This is a genomic window from Kitasatospora sp. NPDC127035 (assembly GCF_042726075.1).
GTDB lineage: Bacteria > Actinomycetota > Actinomycetes > Streptomycetales > Streptomycetaceae > Kitasatospora.
The window spans coordinates 34,857-54,614 of record NZ_JBHXDN010000047.1 but is presented as its reverse complement, the minus strand read 5'-3'; the positions used below and the strand labels follow the sequence as shown (position 1 = coordinate 54,614).

At 74.4% G+C, this 19,758-nt stretch carries 16 protein-coding genes; 11 read left to right on the top strand and 5 right to left on the bottom strand.

All coding sequences use genetic code 11. The features are described 5' to 3' along the window. Positions 1-430: 430 nt before the first annotated feature. The 4 genes from ACFWIC_RS27750 to ACFWIC_RS27735 all read left to right on the top strand — a co-directional run bounded on the left by ACFWIC_RS27750 (position 431) and on the right by ACFWIC_RS27735 (position 2,455). Positions 431-841: a hypothetical protein gene (locus ACFWIC_RS27750; protein WP_380520283.1), complete on the top strand. Its 411-nt coding sequence runs from the start codon at positions 431-433 to the stop codon at positions 839-841. Positions 842-1,029: 188 nt separating this feature from the next. Then, complete coding sequence (locus tag ACFWIC_RS27745) at positions 1,030-1,695, top strand: hypothetical protein (protein WP_380520282.1); 666 nt, start codon at positions 1,030-1,032, stop codon at positions 1,693-1,695. Positions 1,696-1,703: 8 nt separating this feature from the next. Further along, positions 1,704-2,228, top strand: a complete 525-nt coding sequence (locus tag ACFWIC_RS27740) for a GNAT family N-acetyltransferase (RefSeq protein WP_380520281.1) — start codon at positions 1,704-1,706, stop codon at positions 2,226-2,228. Beyond that, positions 2,225-2,455, top strand: coding sequence for a hypothetical protein (locus ACFWIC_RS27735; RefSeq protein WP_380520280.1), 231 nt, complete (start codon positions 2,225-2,227; stop codon positions 2,453-2,455). Before ACFWIC_RS27740 ends, ACFWIC_RS27735 begins: the two co-directional genes overlap by 4 nt. Positions 2,456-2,564: 109 nt before the next feature. On the opposite strand, the gene ACFWIC_RS27730 is transcribed toward ACFWIC_RS27735, so the two are convergent. The 3 genes from ACFWIC_RS27730 to ACFWIC_RS27720 all read right to left on the bottom strand — a co-directional run bounded on the left by ACFWIC_RS27730 (position 2,565) and on the right by ACFWIC_RS27720 (position 6,447). Then, positions 2,565-3,245, bottom strand: coding sequence for a YoaK family protein (locus ACFWIC_RS27730; protein ID WP_380520279.1), 681 nt, complete (start codon positions 3,243-3,245; stop codon positions 2,565-2,567). A 319-nt stretch (positions 3,246-3,564) separates the two neighbouring features. Continuing rightward, the gene (gene asnB / locus ACFWIC_RS27725; RefSeq protein ID WP_329876715.1) at positions 3,565-5,397 is read right to left on the bottom strand and encodes an asparagine synthase (glutamine-hydrolyzing); all 1,833 of its coding nucleotides are present in this window, start codon (positions 5,395-5,397) and stop codon (positions 3,565-3,567) included. A gap of 252 nt (positions 5,398-5,649) precedes the next feature. After that, positions 5,650-6,447: a DUF2785 domain-containing protein gene (locus ACFWIC_RS27720; RefSeq protein WP_380355046.1), complete on the bottom strand. Its 798-nt coding sequence runs from the start codon at positions 6,445-6,447 to the stop codon at positions 5,650-5,652. Positions 6,448-6,689: 242 nt separating this feature from the next. On the opposite strand from ACFWIC_RS27720, the gene ACFWIC_RS27715 reads away from it, so the two are divergent. Beyond that, positions 6,690-7,625, top strand: a complete 936-nt coding sequence (locus tag ACFWIC_RS27715; protein ID WP_380355049.1) for a TIGR01777 family oxidoreductase — start codon at positions 6,690-6,692, stop codon at positions 7,623-7,625. A 67-nt stretch (positions 7,626-7,692) separates the two neighbouring features. Here the strand turns inward: ACFWIC_RS27715 and ACFWIC_RS27710 are convergent, their stop codons facing one another. Beyond that, positions 7,693-8,277, bottom strand: coding sequence for a helix-turn-helix domain-containing protein (locus tag ACFWIC_RS27710; protein WP_355402027.1), 585 nt, complete (start codon positions 8,275-8,277; stop codon positions 7,693-7,695). Between the two features lie 138 nt (positions 8,278-8,415). On the opposite strand from ACFWIC_RS27710, the gene ACFWIC_RS27705 reads away from it, so the two are divergent. From ACFWIC_RS27705 to meaB, 4 genes are all read left to right on the top strand, one after another. Beyond that, complete coding sequence (locus tag ACFWIC_RS27705) at positions 8,416-9,894, top strand: MFS transporter (protein ID WP_380520278.1); 1,479 nt, start codon at positions 8,416-8,418, stop codon at positions 9,892-9,894. Between the two features lie 304 nt (positions 9,895-10,198). Further along, positions 10,199-12,115 carry a methylmalonyl-CoA mutase family protein gene (locus ACFWIC_RS27700; protein WP_380520277.1) on the top strand — a complete coding sequence of 639 codons (1,917 nt, stop codon included), beginning with the start codon at positions 10,199-10,201 and terminating at the stop codon, positions 12,113-12,115. After that, complete coding sequence (gene scpA / locus ACFWIC_RS27695) at positions 12,115-14,319, top strand: methylmalonyl-CoA mutase (protein WP_329876728.1); 2,205 nt, start codon at positions 12,115-12,117, stop codon at positions 14,317-14,319. Before ACFWIC_RS27700 ends, scpA begins: the two co-directional genes overlap by 1 nt. 11 nt (positions 14,320-14,330) lie before the next feature. Further along, complete coding sequence (gene meaB, locus ACFWIC_RS27690; RefSeq protein WP_329876730.1) at positions 14,331-15,329, top strand: methylmalonyl Co-A mutase-associated GTPase MeaB; 999 nt, start codon at positions 14,331-14,333, stop codon at positions 15,327-15,329. A 192-nt stretch (positions 15,330-15,521) separates the two neighbouring features. Here meaB and ACFWIC_RS27685 read toward each other — a convergent pair whose 3' ends face one another. Continuing rightward, positions 15,522-16,124: a superoxide dismutase gene (locus tag ACFWIC_RS27685; protein ID WP_329876732.1), complete on the bottom strand. Its 603-nt coding sequence runs from the start codon at positions 16,122-16,124 to the stop codon at positions 15,522-15,524. Positions 16,125-16,327: 203 nt separating this feature from the next. Between ACFWIC_RS27685 and tsaD the strand changes: the two genes are divergently transcribed. Together tsaD and ACFWIC_RS27675 are read left to right on the top strand one after the other, a co-directional pair. Further along, positions 16,328-17,380, top strand: a complete 1,053-nt coding sequence (gene tsaD, locus ACFWIC_RS27680) for a tRNA (adenosine(37)-N6)-threonylcarbamoyltransferase complex transferase subunit TsaD (protein ID WP_355402116.1) — start codon at positions 16,328-16,330, stop codon at positions 17,378-17,380. A gap of 221 nt (positions 17,381-17,601) precedes the next feature. Beyond that, a partial coding sequence (locus ACFWIC_RS27675; RefSeq protein ID WP_380520276.1) for a collagenase occupies positions 17,602-19,758 on the top strand: 2,157 nt, incomplete at its 3' end.

Genomic DNA, 19,758 nt, shown 5'->3' with positions numbered 1-19,758 from the left:
CTCACGGGGCGGAGGTTCCGGTGGCAGGTCGGCTTCGGCGGCAGACGTGAGCGGAGGGCGGCCCCACACCGCCCTCCGCTCCGCACGGCGGCCCGGCGAGCCCCCACAGCGGGCCGGACCTCCGCGTCCCGGCACGACGAGGACGCGGTCACCGACAGCCTGCCCCCTCACCCCCGCCCCGGCCGAGGGCCGAACGTCCCGGTCCTGCGCGCTCTCCCGGCCGACGCCGGGGCCGACACCGGGGCCGGGGCTCCGGTCCCGCGGCCCGGGGCGGCGTTCGGGACGGCGTTCGGGACGGCGTTCAGGGCCTCATTCAGGGCGGCCTGACGGAGGCCCAGAACCGATCGGGGACGGCGGACCGTCCTCCCGGGGAAACGGGGACGGCTCCCGCCCCCACCGGGCGGGAACCGGGGGGACGGGGGTGGCGCGGATGGCACCGGAGGGCCGGGACGGAACCGGACGGCACGGCGAGGGCGTTCCGCCGGCCATGCCGGGCGCGGACGGGGAGCGCGCGAAGCAGGCGGACGGAGCGGACCGGGCGGACGGGGTGGACCGGGCGGCCCTCGCGCTCCTCGGGGGCCTGCTCGTCGCCGGCAACCTGCTGACGGCCTGGCTCCTGCTGAAGTCCTTCCTCGTCCGGCCGCCCGACGGGCACTGGGACCAGGAGAGCGTCACGGCCGCCGGGGTTCCCGCGATGTGCGCCCACATCGGCTCCTGGCTCACCGACTGGGGCACCGTGCACCTCGTCCGGTGGGGTCTGCTGCGCCCGTGGTGGTACGCGGTGCCGATCGCCGTCGGGGTGGTCTCGCTGGTACGGATGCTGATGCTCACGGGGAGGTGACCCGACCACCCCGGGGCCGGGGCGGGCGGGGAGCGGAGGCAGCGGCGGAGAGACACCCGTGGGCGACGGACGAGCGGGCAGGCCCCCGGGCCGGGTGGGGCCGCACGGCTCTTGTGCACGGGGGCCGGAGCTGGAAAATGGTTCCGACGGGGGCCGAACAGCGCCAACAGCCGTGAGGAGCACGCATCGTGTCCACCACACCCCGCCCGGCCCGGCCAGCGTCGGCGCCCCGGCGGGTGGGCCGTCAGCTGCGTCGGGCCCTCGGCCGCTCGGCGGACCCCCGCGAACCGCTCATCCGCCCCGTCGACCGGGCCCGCAGCCGGGCCTGGCTCGCCGCCGCGCTCGCCCTCGCCCTCGGAGTGGCCGGTGTCGTCGCCGCCGCCCTGGTCGGCTACCGCACCGCCGCAGGCACCGCCCAGACCGAACGCGGCCGGCTGCACCGGGTCGAGGCCGCGGTGCTCGGCAAGGCCGTGCCGGAGCCGCCGGCGAACAGCCGATGGGCCGGCGGCTACGAGAACCGGGTGGAGGTCTCGACCGCCTGGGCGGCTCCGGACGGCCGCCTGCACACCGGCACCGTCGAACTGCCGCGCACCACCCTGACCAGGCCCACCGTTACCCTCTGGGTGGACGACGCCGGCGAGCCCGCCAGGGCACCGGACACCCGGATCGGCCTCACCGTCGCCGCCGTCTGCACCGGCCTGGCCGGCTCCACCACCCTGGCCACGCTGATCGGTGTCGCGCTCGCCCTGCGGCTGCGCGCGCTCGCCCGGCGGGCCGACCGCGACTGGCAGCGGTCCTGGGCCCGTTGGGAGCCCCGTTGGAGCGGCCGGGCCAACCAGCCGCAGGAGGACTGAGGAGCACCGTGTTCGTCACCGACCGTCTGACCGCCCGGCTCTGGACCGGCGCCGACACCGACCGCGCGTTCGACCTGTACTCCCGCTGGGAGGTCGCGCGCTGGCTCGGCGCCACCCCGCGGGCGCTGGAGTCCCCCGACGAGGCGCCCGCGCTGATCGACCGGCTGCGGGCCCGCTCCACCGACCCCCGCCACGGCGCGTGGGCCCTGGAGCGGCGGGACACCGGCCTGGTCGTCGGCACGGTCCTGCTCGCCCCGCTGCCCGACGGTGACGGCGAGGTCGAGGTCGGCTGGCACCTCCACCCCGACTCCTGGGGCCACGGCTACGCCACCGAGGCCGCCCGCGCCGCCCTGGCCAAGGGCTTCGCCGACGGCCTCCGCGCGATCCACGCCGTCGTCCGGCCCGGCAACGACCGCTCGGCCGCCGTGTGCCGACGCCTCGGCATGACGCCCCAGGGCCGCACCGACCGCTGGTACGGGGCGGAGCTGGACGCCTTCCTGGCCGTCCCGGACGCGGCGGAGCCACCGCGGTGACCGGCTCCCGCGCGACCGGCCCGCGGTCGGCCGGTCGGCGGCGGCCGGTGGTCGAGTCGGACGCCGGACTCGTGGAGTGGGTCCGCGCGTTCGCGGAGCTGTCCCACCGCACGGTCGAGGACGTGGTCGGCTCGCTGCCGGCGGCCGAGCGCTCCCGCATCGAGGCGCACCGGACCAGCGACCCGGGTGACCCGAGCGGCGCGGACCGAACGGACGACGCGGACTGAACGGACCGAACGGACGGGGCCGACGGGGCGGGCGGTGCTGGCGGTGCGGGCGGCGTCCACGGTGCGGCGGCGCAGGCGGGCGCCTGCGGGGCGGGAGGCGGAACGCCCGTCAGGGGGCGGCGCCCCCGGGCCGGGTCCACGGCGGGGTGAGGCGGCCGGCCCGGTGGGTGGCGGCGGCGACCGCGAGGACGAGGACGAGGGCCGCCGCGAGCGCCGCCGGGACGCCGGGCCCGAGGACGAGGGCGGCCCCGGCGAGCGCTCCGGCGAACATCCAGCCGGCGGAGGCCAGACGGCGGGCCCCGGCGCGGTCCGCGGCCAGGGCGGTCAGCGTCATGGTCAGCACGGTGGTGGTCAGGTCGGGGACCTTCAGCGCCCGGACGACGGCGTTCTGCAGGCCCATCGCGAAGCCCAGCACGCCGATCAGGGTGTAGCGGACCGGGTCGTGGGTGTGGCCGAACACGGCCGCCGCCACGGTGCAGCCGGCCAGCAGCACCGCCTGCACGGTGACGGTGGTGACCAGCAGCCGGCCGCGGTGGTCCGGCCGGTGTTCGGCGAGACGGCCGCCCGACACCGCACCGGCCAGGAAGGCGGCGAGCGCCGCGAGCGAGGCCGAGGCGGAGAGCCCGGGCGCACCGACCAGTGCGAAGCCGAGGAAGACCACGTTGCCGGTCATGTTGGCGACGAAGACGTGGCCGAGGGCGAGGTAGCTCACCGCGTCGACCAGCCCGGTGACCACGGTGAGCGCCAGCAGCATCGCCACCAGCGGGCCGTGGCGGGGATCGTCAGGCATCCGCGTCCTCCTCGGAACGACCCGGCCCGCCTTCGGTGGGCCCCGGCCCGGCCTCGGTGTGCGCTCCGGGCGTCCGGGACCTCCGGCGGTCCCGTCCGTTCTACGCCCGACCGGTCTCCGGAGCGGGCCGACCCGGCCGGAGCAATTGAATCTACATCCCTGTAGAGGACTTGCCGAACCCGGGGCGGTTGCGTGGGGCGGTTGCGCGGGGCGAAGACGCGCGGGGCGAAGACGCGCGGGGCGCGCAGGCCGGGCGCGCAACGAGGAGCGCCCGCCCCCGGGTGCGGCGGGGGCGGGCGCTCGGCTCTCGGGCGGGCACTCAGACGGCGAGCGCCGGGCGGTGGTGGTCGAGCCAGAGGGCCAGGTCCACGACCCGCTCCAGGCGGAGCCGGTGGCCCCACTCCAGCTGGTCCGCCGGGGTGTCCAGACTGCTCTTGATGACCGTCTCGTCGGCGATGTCCCGCACGTGCGGCGCGTCCAGCGCCTCGCGCGCGAGCCGCTGGAGGCCGCTGTTGTAGTCGGCGTGGTGGGTGGCCGGGTAGTGGTTCTTCGGCCGCCAGAGCACCGAGTCCGGGGCGATGCCCTGCCCGGTCGCGCGCAGCAGGCTCTTCTCCCGACCGTCGTAGCTCTTCATCGCCCAGGGGGTGTTGAAGGCGTACTCGACCAGGCGGTGGTCGCAGTAGGGCACCCGCACCTCCAGGCTCTGGGCCATCGAGAGGCGGTCCTTGCGGTGCAGCAGCTGGCGCAGCCAGCGGGTCAGCGAGAGGTGCTGCATCTCGCGCTGGCGGTGCTCGGTCGGGGTCTCGCCGTCGACGTGCGGGACGGCGGCGAGCGCGGCGCTGTAGGTGTCGTCGCGGAACTCGCCGATGCGCAGGTGCGCGGCGAGGTCCGGGTTGATCGGCATGGCCGCCTCGTCGCCGGTGACGAGCAGCCAGGGGAAGGTCTGCGCGGCGAGCGCCTTGGGGTTGTGGAACCACGGGTAGCCGCCGAACACCTCGTCCGCCGCCTCCCCGGAGAGGGCGACCGTGGAGTGCTTGCGGATCTCGCCGAACAGCAGGTACAGCGAGGTGTCCATGTCGCCGACGCCGATCGGCGAGTCCCGGGAGATCACCACGGCCCGGCGGTGCTCCAGGTCGAGCAGGGTGCGCGGGTCGAGCACGACGGTCGAGTGGTCGCTGCCTATGAAGGCTCCGGCCTCGGCCGCGAACGGGGTGTCGTGCCCGGTGCGCAGCACGTCGCCGGTGAACTCCTCGGCCTGGTCGCTGTAGTCGACGGCGTAGGAGCGCAGCTTGGCCTGCGGGCCCTCCTGGAGCCGGAGTTCGTCGGCGACCAGGGCGGTGACGATGGTGGAGTCGAGGCCGCCGGAGAGCAGGCTGCAGAGCGGGACGTCCGCCTCCAGCTGGGCCCGGGCGGCGCGGTTGACCAGCGACCCGATCTGCTCCAGGGTGACGTCGAGGTCGTCGGTGTGCGGACGGGCGGTCAGCTCCCAGTAACGGCGCTCGCGGACGCCCCCGCGGTCGAGGACGAGCAGGCCGCCGGGGTGGACCTCGCGGACGCCGGCCCAGACCGTGGGGCCGGTGTTGAAGAGCAGGCTGTACGCCTCCCGCAGGCCGTCGGCGTCCACGGTGGGCGTGACGTCGGGGTGGGCGAAGAGCGCCTTGGGCTCGGAGCCGAAGACCAGACCGCCGTCGACCTCGGCCCAGAACAGCGGCTTGACGCCGAGCCGGTCGCGGACGAGCAGCAGGCGCTGGTTGCGCTCGTCCCAGATGCCGAAGGCGTACATGCCCTCCAGCCGGTCGACCAGGGCGTCGCCCCACTCCTGGTAGGCGCGGAGGACCACCTCGGTGTCGCTGCGGGTCTCGAAGCGGTGACCCTTGGCGGTCAGCTCGGCCCGCAGCTGGTGGTGGTTGTAGACCTCGCCGCTGTAGGTGAGGACGACACCCGGCTCGTCCCGGCGGTCGACCATGGGCTGCGCACCGCCCTGGATGTCGATCACGGCGAGGCGGCGGTGACCGAGAGCGGCGTGACGACCGAGCCAGACGCCGCCGGCGTCGGGGCCGCGCAGGGCCATGGTGGCGGTCATCGCCTCGATGACGGGGGCGCTGTGGCGGACGTCCTGATGAAAGGACACCCAGCCGGTGATTCCGCACATGCGCGAGCACTCCTTGGACGGGCAGACGAACGGACGGGCAGGACGGGCACGGGCGACCGCGCCGAGGTCCGGTCCACCAGTCGGGCGGGGAGCAGCCGCAGTTCCACGAAATCGGACACATTTCCGGCCAACGCTCGGATGCCCGGTCCGGACGGCCGGTCCGGACGCCCGGCCCGGAGGCACGCCCCGGACGCCCGCTCCGGCCGCCGGGCCGGCCGGAGGAGCAACCGGGGAGCGACCGGGGAGCGGGCCTCAGACCGGGCCCAGCGCCCGCAGCAGCGCGTCCGTGACGGCGGGGCCGTGGGCCAGAGGCAGCAGCGGCGTGCCCGGGCCCGCCGCCCGCACCCCGGTCCGGGCGAGGACGAGCAGCGCCCGCAGGGTCCGCGCGCAGTTGGACACCCAGGCCGGGGCCGGGCCCCGCCGGTGGTCCGCGAGGGCGGCGGCCGACCGCTCGACCCAGTCGACGCACTCCTTCTCGGTCAGCTCCGGCCTGGTGAGGGTGCGCGCGACGCCGGTCGCCGTCCGCTCGTCCTCGCGCTGGCCGAACAGGTGGTCGGTGCGGGCCAGCAGCCGGGCGGCGGCGAGGTCGAGCACCGGCCCGGGGGCGACGGCGGGGTGCCGGCCGAACGTGCCGAGCAGGTCGGCGCCGTGCGCGGCCGCGTGCAGCCAGCCGAGTTCGGGGTGGTGGCCGCGCAGGTCGGTCTCGGCCGGGTACCAGCGGGCGAAGGCCCCGAACCAGGCCGGGTCGTGGTCCCCCCGGGAGACGATCATGTCGAGGACGAGGGCGGCGAAGCTCCGCGCCTCGATCGCCGGGTCGCCGAACCGCGCCGCCATCCGGTGCCCGAGGGCGGTCCGCAGCTCACCGGCCACCACGTCGCGTTCGATCCAGGTGCCGAGGACCGCGTACGGGTCACCGTCCCGGACCAGCGGGTCGGGGTCGGCCAGGGCCGCGGCGAGTTCGTCGACGAGGGCGTCCAGCGGGCGGCCGGCCGGGACGGCGAAGTCACGGGCACAGACCTCCGACCAGTCGGTGGCGGTGGGGACGGACATCGGAGGCAGGCCCTCTTCTCGGTCGGTGCGGGTCCCGGCGCGGGTCCGGGTGCGGTCCCGGCGCGGGCCCGGGCGTGAATCCGGGCGCGGGTCCGCGCGGTCGGGTACGCGCCATCCGTATCACCGCGGCGGGCGCGCGGACCATCGAATTTCCCTCGGCCGCCGAGTGCGGCGGAGGCCGTTTTGAACGCGTTCACATATCTCGCTACGCTGGCCGCGAACCACACCGAGGGGGGAACTCGATGAAGATCGTCATACCCGGGGGAACCGGGCAGGTCGGACGCATCCTGGACCGGGCGCTGACCGCCGAGGGCCATGAGGTCCTCGTCCTGACCAGGCAGCCCCGGCGCGACCGGGAGATCTACTGGGACGGCCGCACCCTGGGCCGCTGGACCGAGGTGATCGACGGCGCCGACGCCGTCGTCAACCTCGCCGGGCGCAGCGTCAACTGCCGCTACACCGAGCAGAACCAGCGCGACATGAGGGACTCGCGGGTGCACTCCACCCGGACCGTCGGCCGGGCCGTCGCCGGCGCCCGGCGCCCGCCCCGGGTCTGGCTCCAGATGAGCACCGCCACCATCTACCCCCACACCTACGGCGCCCCGCACGACGAGGCCGGCCCGCTCGGTGGCGGCGAGCCGGGCGCCCCCCGGTCCTGGGACCGCAGCGTGCAGATCGCCCGCGCCTGGGAGCGCGAGCAGACCGACGCCGCGACGCCCGCGACCCGGCGGGTCGCGCTGCGCTGCGCCATGGTGATGAGCCCCGACCGCGGCGGCGCCTTCGAGCAGTTGGTCAGGCTGGCCCGGACCGGCTTCGGCGGGCCGATCGACGGCGGTACCCAGTACATGTCCTGGATCCACGACCGGGACCTCGTCCGCGCCGTCCGCTTCCTGATCGAGCGTGACGACCTCGAAGGCCCCGTCAACCTGGCGGCGCCCGCCCCGCTGTCGCAGCGGGCCTTCATGCGGGCCCTCCGGCGGGCCAAGGGCGTCCCGATCGGCCTGCCCGCCACCCGCTGGATGGCCGAGGTCGGCGCGTTCGCCCTGCGTTCGGACACCGAACTGCTCCTCAAGAGCCGCGCGGTGGTGCCCAGGCGGCTCCTCGACGCGGGGTTCGGCTTCGAACACCCGCACTGGTCGGCGGCGGCCGGGGACCTCGTCCGGCGGATGCGCCGCTGATCCCGCCGGGGCCGGCCCCCGTCGGCGGGCGGGGGCACATCCGGCCCGCCGGCCCACCGGTCCGCCGTCAGGCCTTCGGCCTCGCCCGGACGTGCATCCGCTCGCCCTGCCGCCCGAACAGGCTGAGCAGTTCCACCGGGCGCCCGTCCGCGCTGGTGAACCAGTGCGGAACCCGGGTGTCGAACTCGGCCGCCTCGCCGGGGCCGAGGACCACGTCGTGCTCCCCCAGCAGCAGCCGCAGCCGGCCGTCCAGCACGTACAGCCACTCGTAGCCCTCGTGCGTCCGCAGGTCCGGCTCGGTGCCACGGTCGACGATCACCAGCTTGTACGCCTGGAGCGGGCCCGGGCTGCGGGTCAGCGGGACGACCGTCCCGCCGTTCGGCAGCGCACGCGGCGTCAGCCGGACCCGGGGGTCGCCCACCTCCGGGGCGCCGACCAGTTCGTCCAACGGCACCCGGTAGGCGCCGGCGAGCGGCAGCAGCAGTTCCAGGCTCGGGCGCCGCTGGCCGGACTCCAGCCGGGACAGCGTGCTCTTGGAGATGCCGGTCGTCTCCGACAGGGCGGCGAGCGTGATGCCCCGTTTCTCCCGCAGCCGGCGGAGCCGGGGCGCCACCTCGTCGAGCACCGCCCGGTAGCCCTCTGGTTCGTCCATCCGCGCTTCCCACCTCCGTCGTCCCGGAACCGGCAACAAAGTTTGCCACCCCGACGCGCCCGGAGCACGCTCCCCCACGTGTGCCGCGCAGCGGCCACGGGACGGCCCCACCCCGGGCCGCGGAGAACGGAGTTCGGGTTGACCACCACAGACGCGGGACAGAGTCCGGCGGCGGCCGGACGGGCGACGCGGGCGGACTCCGTCCGGTGGGCGCTCGCCGGCCTCTCGCTCTCCATGCTGCTGTCCTCGCTCGGCACCAGCATCGCCAACGTCGGCCTCCCGACCCTGGCCCAGGCGTTCGGCGCCTCGTTCCAGGCCGTGCAGTGGGTCGTCCTCGCCTACCTGCTGGCCGTCACCACGCTGATCGTCACCGTCGGCCGGCTCGGCGACCTGGTCGGACGGCGGCGGCTGCTGCTGGGCGGCCTGCTGCTGTTCACCGCCGCCTCCGTCCTGTGCGGTCTGGCCCCCACCCTCGGGCTGCTGGTCGCGGCCCGGGCGGCGCAGGGCCTCGGCGCGGCCGTCATGATGGCGCTCACCATGGCGTTCGTCGGGGGGATCGTCCCGAAGGAGCGGACCGGCCGCGCCATGGGGCTGCTGGGCACGATGTCCGCGGTGGGCACCGCGCTCGGCCCCACGCTGGGCGGGGTGCTGCTCGCCGGTCCCGGCTGGCGGGCGGTGTTCCTGGTCAACGTGCCGCTGGGGGTGACGGCCCTGCTGCTCGCCCGTCGCCACCTGCCGGCCGACCCGGCCGACCGAACGGCGTCCGGCGCCGCCCGGGCCCGCTTCGATCACCTGGGCACACTGCTGCTCGCCCTGACGCTCGGGGCCTACGCACTCGCCATGACCCTCGGCCGCGGACACTTCGGCGTTCTCAACCTGGCCCTGCTGGCGGCGGCGGCCGTGGGCGTCGTGCTCTTCGGACTCGCCCAGACCAGGGCGGCGGCGCCGCTGGTCCGCCCGGGCGTCCTGCGCGACCGGCGGCTGAGCGCGAGCCTGGCGATGAGTGCCCTCGTCTCCACGGTGATGATGGCGACGCTGGTGGTCGGCCCCTTCTACCTCGCCCGGACGCTCCGGCTGGACGCGGCCCTGGTCGGGCTCGCCCTGTCGGCCGGCCCGCTGGTCGCCGCCCTGACCGGGATCCCGGCCGGGCGGATCACCGACCGGTTCGGCGCGCCGCGCACCACGGCGGCCGGCCTGGCGGCCGCGTCGGCCGGCGCGCTCGCCGTCGCCCTGCTGCCGGACTCGCTCGGCGTGGCGGGCTACCTCGTGCCGGTCGCCGTCGTCACCGCCGGCTACTCGCTCTTCCAGACCGCCAACAACACGGGCGCCATGGCGGACGTCCCCGCCGACCGCCGGGGCGTCGTCTCCGGCCTGCTCAACCTGTCCCGCAACCTCGGCCTGGTCACCGGCGCCTCCCTGATGGGCGCCGTGTTCACCCTCGCCTCGGCCACCTCCGACGTCGCGACCGCGGCCCCCGGCCCGGTCGCCACCGGCATGCGCGTGACCTTCGCGGTCGCGGCGGGTCTGCTGCTCGCCGCGCTCGGACTCGCGCTCGCGCCGGCGCTCGCCGCCACGCCGCGCGCCGGCCGCCGCGGACGCCGGATCCGGACGGAGTAGGACGGAGCAAGGCGGGGAACCCGACCGCGGCGGGGCGGGCCCGTGGCAAGCGGGTGGCAAGCGCGCGGCAAGCCGCCGGTAACCGGCCGGTAAGCGAGTGACGGGTGGGCGGTGAGCGGGTGGTGGGCCGCCGGTAGGCCATCGGTGAGCGGGTGGCGGGCGGGTGGTGGGCGGAGCAGCGGCAAGCCCGTCGCGCCGCCCCGGTGACACCGGCGGCACCGTTAGTGCAACAGAGTGCACAGCGAGGGCAAGGTCACACCATCCACCCCTGCTACGCCTTGCCACGGAGCGCTAACCTGCGGGCATGACGGTCCCGCCCGAAGGGCTCCCCCTGGCCGCCGAGTTCCCGGCCGCACACCGAGAGCAGTGGCAGACCCTCGTCGAGGGTGTGCTGCGCAAGTCCGGTGCGCAGCACGCGGACGGCGCAGCGGCCGAGCAGGCGCTCACCACCGCACTCCAGGACGGGCTGCGCGCCCGCCCGCTGTACACCGCCGAGGACGGCCCCGCCGACCCCGGCCTCCCCGGCTTCCCGCCGTTCGTCCGCGGCAGCCGGCCCCAGGGCTGTTCGGTCACGGGCTGGGACATCCGTCAGCGGCACGCCCATCCGGACCCCCGGCGGACCAACGAGGCGGTGCTGGCCGACCTGGAGCACGGCGGAGGCTCGCTCTGGCTGGAGCTCGGCGGGAACGGCCTGCCGGTCGCCTCGCTGCCCGAGGCGCTGACCGGCGTCTACCTCGACCTGGCCGGTGTGGTGCTCGACGCGGGGCCCGAATTCCCGGACGCGGCCGAACAGTTGTTCCAGCTCTACCAGGTTCGCGAGGTCTCCCCCAGCGCCGCCGCGGGCAACCTCGGCGCCGACCCGCTCGGTCTGCAGGCCCGCACCGGGGAGGCCGGACGGACCGACGCACTGCTCGCCGCGGCGACCGCCCTCGCCGCCCGCTGCGCCGGGGACTACCCGGACCTGCGCGCACTGACCGTCGACGCCCTGCCGTACCACGAGGCCGGCGCCTCGCCCGCGCAGGAGCTCGGCGCCTCGCTGGCCACCGGCGTCGCCTACCTGCGTGCGCTGACCGCCGCCGGGCTGTCCGTGGACGCCGCGCTGGGCCAGCTGGAGTTCCGCTACGCGGCCGACGCCGACCAGTTCCTGACGATCGCCAAGTTCCGGGCCGCGCGCCGGCTCTGGTCCCGGGTCGCCGAGGTGTCCGGCGCCGCCGCGGAGTCCTCCGCACAGCGCCAGCACGCCGTCACCTCCGCGGTGATGATGACCGCCCGCGACCCGTGGGTGAACATGCTCCGCACCACGATCGCCTGCCTGGCCGCCGGGGTCGGCGGGGCGGACGCGGTGAGCGTCCAGCCGTTCGACAGCGCGCTCGGCCTGCCGGACGCCTTCGCCCGCCGGATCGCCCGCAACACCCAGTCCATCCTCCTGGAGGAGTCGCACCTGGCCCGGGTCGTCGACCCGGCCGGCGGCTCCTGGTACGTGGAGCGGCTGACCGACGAGCTGGCGCACGCCGCCTGGGAGTGGTTCCAGGAGATCGAGCGCGCCGGCGGGCTGCGGTCCGCACTGGAGTCCGGGCTGGTCGGCGAGCGGATCGCGGCCACCTGGGCGGAGCGCTCGGTGCGACTGGCCAAGCGGCGCGAACCGGTCACCGGCGTCAGCGAGTTCCCGAACCTGGGCGAGCAGTCGCCGGTCCGCGAGCCGGCCCCGGCCGCACCGGGCGGCGGGCTGCCGAGGGTGCGCCGCGCGGAGGCGTACGAGGCCCTGCGGGACCGCTCGGACGCGTACCTCGCGGCCACCGGCGCCCGGCCCGGGCTCTTCCTCGCCTCGATCGGCTCCGCCGCCGCGCACACCGCGCGCACCACCTTCGCCGCCAACCTGTTCCAGGCCGGCGGCATCGCGACCACCTCGGTGGAGGGCACCGAACCCGCCGCGTTCGCCGAGGCGTTCGCCGCCTCGGGCGCGCGGGTCGCCTGCCTCTGCTCCAGCGACGCGCTGTACGGCGAGCGGGCCGAGGCCGTCGCCGCCGCGCTCAAGGCGGCCGGCGCGCAGCGGGTGCTGCTCGCGGGGCGGCCCGGCGAGCAGCGTGAGGCGTACCTGGCGGCCGGGGTGGACGAGTTCGTCTTCGCGGGCGGCGACGCCGTCGCGACCCTGACCGCCCTGCTGGACCGGATCACCGACGAGATCCCCGTGGAAAGCCTCGACGAAAGCGGAGTGGCGTGATGATCCCCGACTTCACCGGAATCGGGCTGGACGGGGACGCCGGCGCGGACGTCACCGACGGCCAGTGGCGCAACGCCTGGCGGCAGGCCACCGGCAAGGACGTCGACGAGCTGCTCTGGGACACCCCCGAGGGCATCGGCGTCAAGCCGCTGTACACCTCCGCCGACCTGGCCGGCCTGGACTTCCTGGACACCTACCCGGGTATCGCCCCGTACCTGCGCGGCCCGTACCCGACGATGTACGTCAACCAGCCGTGGACGGTCCGTCAGTACGCGGGCTTCTCCACCGCGGAGGAGTCCAACGCCTTCTACCGCCGGAACCTGGCCGCCGGTCAGAAGGGCCTCTCGGTCGCCTTCGACCTGCCGACCCACCGCGGCTACGACAGCGACCACCCGCGCGTCACCGGCGACGTCGGCATGGCGGGCGTGGCGATCGACTCCATCTACGACATGCGCCAGCTCTTCGACGGCATCCCGCTGGACCGCATGTCGGTGTCGATGACCATGAACGGCGCGGTGCTGCCCGTGCTGGCGCTGTACATCGTCGCGGCCGAGGAGCAGGGGGTGCCGCCCGAGAAGCTGGCGGGGACCATCCAGAACGACATCCTCAAGGAGTTCATGGTCCGCAACACCTACATCTACCCGCCGCAGCCGTCGATGCGGATCATCTCGGACATCTTCGCGTACACCTCGCAGAAGATGCCCCGGTACAACTCGATCTCCATCTCCGGCTACCACATCCAGGAGGCCGGGGCCACGGCCGACCTGGAGCTGGCCTACACCCTCGCCGACGGCGTGGAGTACCTGCGGGCCGGACTGGACGTCGGGCTGGACGTGGACGCGTTCGCGCCGCGCCTCTCGTTCTTCTGGGCCATCGGCATGAACTTCTTCATGGAGGTGGCCAAGCTCCGCGCGGCCCGCCTGCTCTGGGCCAAGCTGGTCAAGCAGTTCGACCCGAAGAACGCCAAGTCGCTCTCGCTGCGCACCCATTCGCAGACCTCCGGCTGGTCGCTGACCGCCCAGGACGTGTTCAACAACGTCGCCCGCACCTGTGTCGAGGCGATGGCCGCCACCCAGGGCCACACCCAGTCGCTGCACACCAACGCGCTGGACGAGGCGCTCGCGCTGCCGACCGACTTCTCGGCCCGGATCGCCCGCAACACCCAGCTGCTGCTCCAGCAGGAGTCCGGCACCTGCCGGGCCATCGACCCGTGGGGCGGCTCGGCGTACGTCGAGAAGCTCACCCACGACCTCGCCAACCGTGCCTGGCAGCACATCCAGGAGGTCGAGGCCGCCGGCGGCATGGCCAAGGCGATCGACGCGGGCATCCCCAAGCTCCGCGTCGAGGAGGCCGCCGCCCGCACCCAGGCCCGGATCGACTCCGGCCGCCAGCCGGTGATCGGCGTCAACAAGTACCGGGTGGAGAGCGACGAGCAGATCGAGGTGCTCAAGGTCGACAACTCCTCGGTGCGCACCCGGCAGATCGAGAAGCTCCGCCGCCTGCGCGACGAGCGCGACGAGGCCGCCACCCAGGCCGCCCTGCACGCGCTGACCCGCGCCGCCGAGGCCGGCCCGCAGCGCGGCGGATCGCTGGACGGCAACCTGCTCCACCTCGCGGTGAACGCGGCCCGCGCCATGGCCACCGTCGGGGAGATCTCGGACGCCCTGGAGAAGGTGTACGGCCGGCACTCGGGCCAGATCCGTACCATCTCGGGTGTGTACCGAGACGAAGCGGGCCAGTCGGCGCCCCTCCAGCGCACCCGGGACCTGGTCGAGCGGTTCGAGCGGGCCGAGGGCCGCCGACCGCGCATCCTGGTCGCCAAGATGGGCCAGGACGGCCACGACCGCGGCCAGAAGGTGATCGCCACCGCCTTCGCCGACCTCGGCTTCACGGTGGACGTCGGCCCGCTGTTCCAGACGCCCGCCGAGGTGGCCCGCCAGGCGGTCGAGGCGGACGTGCACATCGTCGGCGTCTCCTCGCTGGCGGCCGGGCACCTCACGCTGGTGCCGGCGCTGCGCGCCGAGCTGGCCGAGGCCGGCCGGGAGGACATCACCATCGTGGTCGGCGGGGTGATCCCCCCGCAGGACTTCGAGGCGCTGTACGCGGCGGGTGCCGCGGCGGTCTTCCCGCCCGGCACGGTGATCCCGGACGCCGCCTACGACCTCCTGGAGTCGCTCGCCGCCGACCTCGGCCACGAGCTCTGAGGCGCTGAGCGATGGCGCCCCGGACGATCGACCTCGACAGCTACGCGACGGGCGTGCGGGAGGGCTCGCGCGCCTACGTCGCGCGGGCCATCACCCTCGTCGAGTCCACCCGGCCCGACCACCGCGCGCTGGCGCAGCAGCTGCTGACGATGCTGCTGCCGCACGCGGGCGGGGCGGTCCGGGTGGGCATCACCGGGGTCCCCGGTGTCGGCAAGTCGACCTTCATCGATGCCTTCGGCACCATGCTCACCGGACTCGGCCACCGGGTCGCGGTGCTCGCCGTCGACCCGACCTCCAGCCGGACCGGCGGTTCCATCCTGGGTGACAAGACCCGGATGGAGCGCCTCGCCGTCGACCCGGCCGCGTTCGTCCGCCCGTCCCCCACCTCCGGCACGCTCGGCGGGGTGGCCCGGGCCACCCGGGAGTCGATGGTGGTGATGGAGGCCGCCGGCTACGACGTCGTGCTGATCGAGACGGTCGGCGTCGGACAGTCGGAGACCGCGGTCGCGGGCATGGTGGACAGCTTCCTGCTGCTCAGTCTGGCCCGCACCGGTGACCAGCTGCAGGGCATCAAGAAGGGCGTGCTGGAGCTCGCCGACGTGATCGCGGTCAACAAGGCGGACGGCCCGCACGAGACCGAGGCCCGTGCGGCGGCCCGCGAACTCGCCGGCGCGCTGAGGCTGTTGCAAGCCCCGGACGCGCCGTGGACGCCCCCGGTGCTGACCTGTTCCGGCCGCGACGGCAGCGGGCTGGACACCCTCTGGGAGCGGCTCCAGCAGCACCGCAAGGTGCTGGACGCGACCGGCGCGCTGGCCGCCAAGCGGCGCGACCAGCAGGTCGAGTGGACCTGGGCGATGGTGCACGACCAGCTCCTCGCCCGGCTGCACGCCCACCCGGAGGTCCGCCGGCTCGCCCCCGCCCTGGAACACCGGGTCCGCGAGGGCACCCTGCCGGCCGGGCTCGCGGCCCAGCGGATCCTGGACGCCTTCCGGACGCCCGACGAGGACTGACGAGGACTGACGGCCGGGGGCACCCCGCCGGGAGCCCGGGGCGGGGCGACGTCCCGCCCCGGCGTCCCACGGAGCGCCGTCCCACGGAGCGCCGTGACACGGAGAGGCCCCCGACCGGGCAGGTAGCCGGTCGGGGGCCTTCCGTCACCCGCCCTCGCGGGTCAGGTGCTCACGGGCGGTTCACCCGGAAGGTCAGGCGCTCGTGACCGCCGCGAAGCGGGTCGAGACGTCCTGCCAGTTGACGACGTCCCACAGACGGGTGACGTAGTCCGGGCGCACGTTGCGGTACTGCAGGTAGTACGCGTGCTCCCAGGCGTCGAAGGCCAGCAGCGGGGTGGTGCCCTGGCCGACGTTGCCGTGGTGGTCGTAGACCTGCTCGACGACCAGGCGCTGACCCAGCGGCTCCCAGGAGAGGATGCCCCAGCCGGAGCCCTGCACACCGACGGTCGCGGTGGTCAGCTGCTTCTTGAAGGCCTCGAACGAACCGAAGTGCTCGGTGATCGCGTCGGCGAGGGCGCCGTCGGGACGGTCGCCGCCCTCCGGGGAGAGGTTCTCCCAGAACAGCGAGTGCAGCACGTGGCCGGAGAGGTGGAAGGCGAAGGTCTTCTGGAGACCGACCAGACCGCCGAACTGCTCCTTGTCACGGGCCTCGGCCAGCTGCTCAAGGGTGTCGTTGGCGCCCTTGACGTACGCCGCGTGGTGCTTCGAGTGGTGCAGCTCCAGGATCTCGGCGGACATCGCGCGCTCAAGAGCGGAGTAGTCGTACGGCAGGTCGGGAAGCGAGTAGGTGCCCATCAGGACACGGCCCCTTTCGGCGAGTTCAACGGTGACGATCGTGCCGGAAACACACTATTGCGTATCGGTTGCAGAAACTAAGCAAGGGCTCCTGCGTATTCCTCACACCCCGGGGATCGTCACCCTTCCCTCCTATTGCACAATGGTTGCAGGTACGGACTTTCAGCAGCAAGGGCGGGTGGACGACGGTGACCGGATCGCCGGTGGTACTGGGCATCGAGTCGTCCTGCGACGAGACCGGGGCCGGGCTGGTGCAGGACGGGCGGCTGCTCGGCCAGGCGGTGGCCTCCAGCATGGACGAACACGCCCGCTACGGCGGGGTGGTGCCGGAGATCGCCGCCCGCGCGCACGTCCACGCGATGGCGCCGGTGGTCCGCGAGGCGCTGGACCGGGCCGGGCTCACCCTGGCCGACGTCGGCGCCGTGGCGGTGACGGCCGGTCCGGGCCTGTCCGGGGCGCTCCAGGTCGGGGTGGCGGCGGCCAAGGGCTACGCGTACTCGCTCGGCGTCCCGCTGTACGGCGTCCACCACCTGGCGGGGCACGTGGCCGCCGCCACGCTGGACGGCGAACCGCTGCCGAACCCGTGCGTGGTGCTCATCGTCTCCGGCGGCCACACCTCGCTCCTGCTGGTGCGCGACCTCGCCCGCGACCCGATCGTCCACCTCGGCGACACCCTGGACGACGCGGCCGGCGAGTGCTTCGACAAGGTCGCCCGGATCCTGCACCTGCCCTACCCCGGCGGGCCCGCCATCGACCGCGCCGCCCGCGACGGCGACCCGCGCGCCGTGCGCTTCCCGCGCCCGCTGACGGGCCGCAACGACGCCCCGTACGCGTTCTCCTTCTCCGGCCTCAAGACCGCCGCCGCCCGCTGGGTCGAGGCGCACCGCGCGGCCGGCACCGAGCCGCACGTCCCGGACGCGGCCGCCGCGCTCCAGGAGGCGATCGCCGACGTGCTGACCCGCAAGGCCGTCAGGGCCTGCACCGACCACGGGATCCGGACCCTGGTGGTGGTCGGCGGGGTGGCGGCCAACTCGCGGGTCCGGGAGCTGGCCGAGCGGCGCTGCGCCTCCGCCGGGATCACCCTGCGGGTGCCGCCGCTGCGGCTGTGCACCGACAACGGGGCGATGGTCGCGGCCATCGGCGACCTGCTGGTCCGGGCCGGCGCCGAGCCCGCGCCGGCCGACCTGTCGATCGACCCGTCGGCGCCGCTGGAGTTCGCGGCGCTCACGCCGCTCGCGGCCCCGCGGGCCGCCTGACCCCGCCCGCACACCCCTCGGCCCCTCGGTCGCCCCGGCGGCCGAGGGGCCGCCACGCCTGCGCTCTGACAGCCCTCTGACAACGTTTCGGTTGCGACGGTGGACAAACCCGGTCCGGGCTCTTCCCGACACGATGCGACATGTGCCATTTTACATGTCACACATCGAGTGGCCGCGTCCCCCAACCACGCGGCCCCGAACGGCCCCGGAGGCCCCCACAGATGCGTCCCTTCCGCATATCCAAGGCCGGCGCGCGCAGGCTCCCTGCGCTCGGCGCCGCCTTCTTCATCGCCCTCGGCCTGTTCGCACCGCAGAGCCAGGCCGCCCCGGCCGGTGCGGGCTCCCCCGCGGCCAAGGCCGCCACCGGGGTCACCGCCGCGTCCGCGCCGAAGGCGATCCCGGTGCCCAAGTCCCCCGACGCCGGCACCGGCGACCGCCCGCTCGCCTCCGAGAGCGCCGGCAAGGAGACCCCCGTCCGGGCCGTCACCCCGACCCCGGCCGCCGCCGCGAAGAGCGCCAAGCAGTTCTCGGCCGCCCCGGCCGCCGTCGACTGCAACCTCTCCGGCGTGCTGGGCGGCTCGGGCAGCGCGCTCGTCCAGTCGCTCAAGGCGCTCCCCGACGTCACCTGCACCTACCCGCTGTTCAACCTCACCGGGACGGACGCCGGGAAGGTCTTCCGCGAGGCCCAGATGGTCACCGTGGCCGACGCGCTGCGCACCGCCTCGGCCACCTACGCGGGCAACAACGGCGCGGGCATCGGCCAGCTGGTGATGTTCCTCCGCGCCGGCTACTACGTGCAGGGGAACAACGAGGCCGCCGTCGGCGCCTACGGCACCGCGCTGCAGACCGCGATCCGCGGCGCGCTGGACGCCTTCTTCGCCGCCCCGCGCAGCCAGGACGTCACCGAGGCCAACGGCGCCACCCTCAACGAGGCCGTCACCCTCATCGACAGCGCCGACGAGAACGGCCGGTACGCCGGCGTCGTCAAGCGCCTGCTCGCCGGTTACGGCAGCAACTGGCCGGCCTCGATGAAGCTCGCCGTGGACCACGTCGAGTGGGTCATCGAGGGCGGGTTCGACCTGAAGTACGGCGACACCGGCTTCATCGCGGCCCTCCAGGCCGACCCGACCGTCGCCACCACCTGGGCCGCCTTCGTCACCCGCAACGCCGCCCAGCTGGACGGCGGCGACGTCGCCACCCGGATCGGCATGCAGCTCGGCAACCTGCTCACCGTCGACGCGCTGAAGGCCCAGGGCCGCCCGCTGGTCAAGGACCTGATCAACCGCTACCCGCTGGTCGGCGCCACCGGTCCGCTCACGATGAACCTGGTCTGGTTCACGGAGGACGCGGACAAGGGCAACTGCTCGTACTACGGCACCTGTGACCTGCCGACCCGGCTCGTCCCGCTGGTCCTCGTCAACACCCAGACCTGCAACGCGAACCTGCGGGTCCGCGCCCAGCAGATGAGCGCCACCGAGCTGGCCGACACCTGCACCAGCCTGATCAACCAGGACGCCTTCTTCCACAAGGTCATCAAGGACAACGGGGCGGTCCCCGGCGACCTGAATACCAACCTGGAGGTCGTCGCCTTCGACGACTACTACAACTACAAGCTGTACGCCTGGATCATGTACAACATCGACACCGACAACGGTGGCATGTACGAGGAGGGCGACCCGAGCAAGGCCGGCAACCAGGCCCGCTTCATCGCCCACGAGGCCGACTGGCTGCGCCCGCAGTTCCAGATCTGGAACCTCAACCACGAGTACACCCACTACCTCGACGGCCGCTACAACATGGCCGGTGACTTCGAGGCCGGCATGACCACCCCGACCATCTGGTGGGTCGAGGGCGTCGCCGAGTACATCTCGTACCACTACCGCAACGAGCGCAACGCGGGCGCCATCGCCGAGGCCGGCAAGAAGACCTACAAGCTCAGCGAGCTCTTCGACACCGTCTACGACCAGACCCCCGACGCCGACGTCAACTCGACCCGGGTCTACAAGTGGGGATACCTGGCCGTCCGCTACATGCTGCAGTCGCACCCCGAGGACGTCAACGCGCTGCTCGCCAAGTACCGCGCCGGTGACTGGGCGGGCGCCCGCACCCTGCTCAAGTCCACCATCGGCACCAGGTACGACGCCGACTTCTCCACCTGGCTGACCGCCTGCGCGGCCGACAGCTGCGGCACCCTGCCGACCTCCCAGGCCCCGGTCTGCACCATCGCCGACCCGCGCCAGTTCGACAAGAACTGCCGCCGGGACAACCTCACCGCCACCGCCGGCAACTACAGCTACCACTTCCTGAACCTGCCGGCCGGCGTCAAGCAGCTGACCATCACCACCACCGGCGGCACCGGCAACGCCGACCTCTACTAC

Coding starts and splice junctions, on each gene's coding strand:
- ACFWIC_RS27750 (WP_380520283.1), top strand. CDS start 431: ATGGCACCGGAGGGCCGGGACGGAACCGGACGGCACGGCGAGGGCGTT.
- ACFWIC_RS27730 (WP_380520279.1), bottom strand. CDS start 3,245: ATGCCTGACGATCCCCGCCACGGCCCGCTGGTGGCGATGCTGCTGGCG.
- asnB (WP_329876715.1), bottom strand. CDS start 5,397: ATGTGCGGAATCACCGGCTGGGTGTCCTTTCATCAGGACGTCCGCCAC.
- ACFWIC_RS27720 (WP_380355046.1), bottom strand. CDS start 6,447: ATGTCCGTCCCCACCGCCACCGACTGGTCGGAGGTCTGTGCCCGTGAC.
- ACFWIC_RS27715 (WP_380355049.1), top strand. CDS start 6,690: ATGAAGATCGTCATACCCGGGGGAACCGGGCAGGTCGGACGCATCCTG.
- ACFWIC_RS27710 (WP_355402027.1), bottom strand. CDS start 8,277: ATGGACGAACCAGAGGGCTACCGGGCGGTGCTCGACGAGGTGGCGCCC.
- ACFWIC_RS27700 (WP_380520277.1), top strand. CDS start 10,199: ATGACGGTCCCGCCCGAAGGGCTCCCCCTGGCCGCCGAGTTCCCGGCC.
- scpA (WP_329876728.1), top strand. CDS start 12,115: ATGATCCCCGACTTCACCGGAATCGGGCTGGACGGGGACGCCGGCGCG.
- meaB (WP_329876730.1), top strand. CDS start 14,331: ATGGCGCCCCGGACGATCGACCTCGACAGCTACGCGACGGGCGTGCGG.
- ACFWIC_RS27685 (WP_329876732.1), bottom strand. CDS start 16,124: ATGGGCACCTACTCGCTTCCCGACCTGCCGTACGACTACTCCGCTCTT.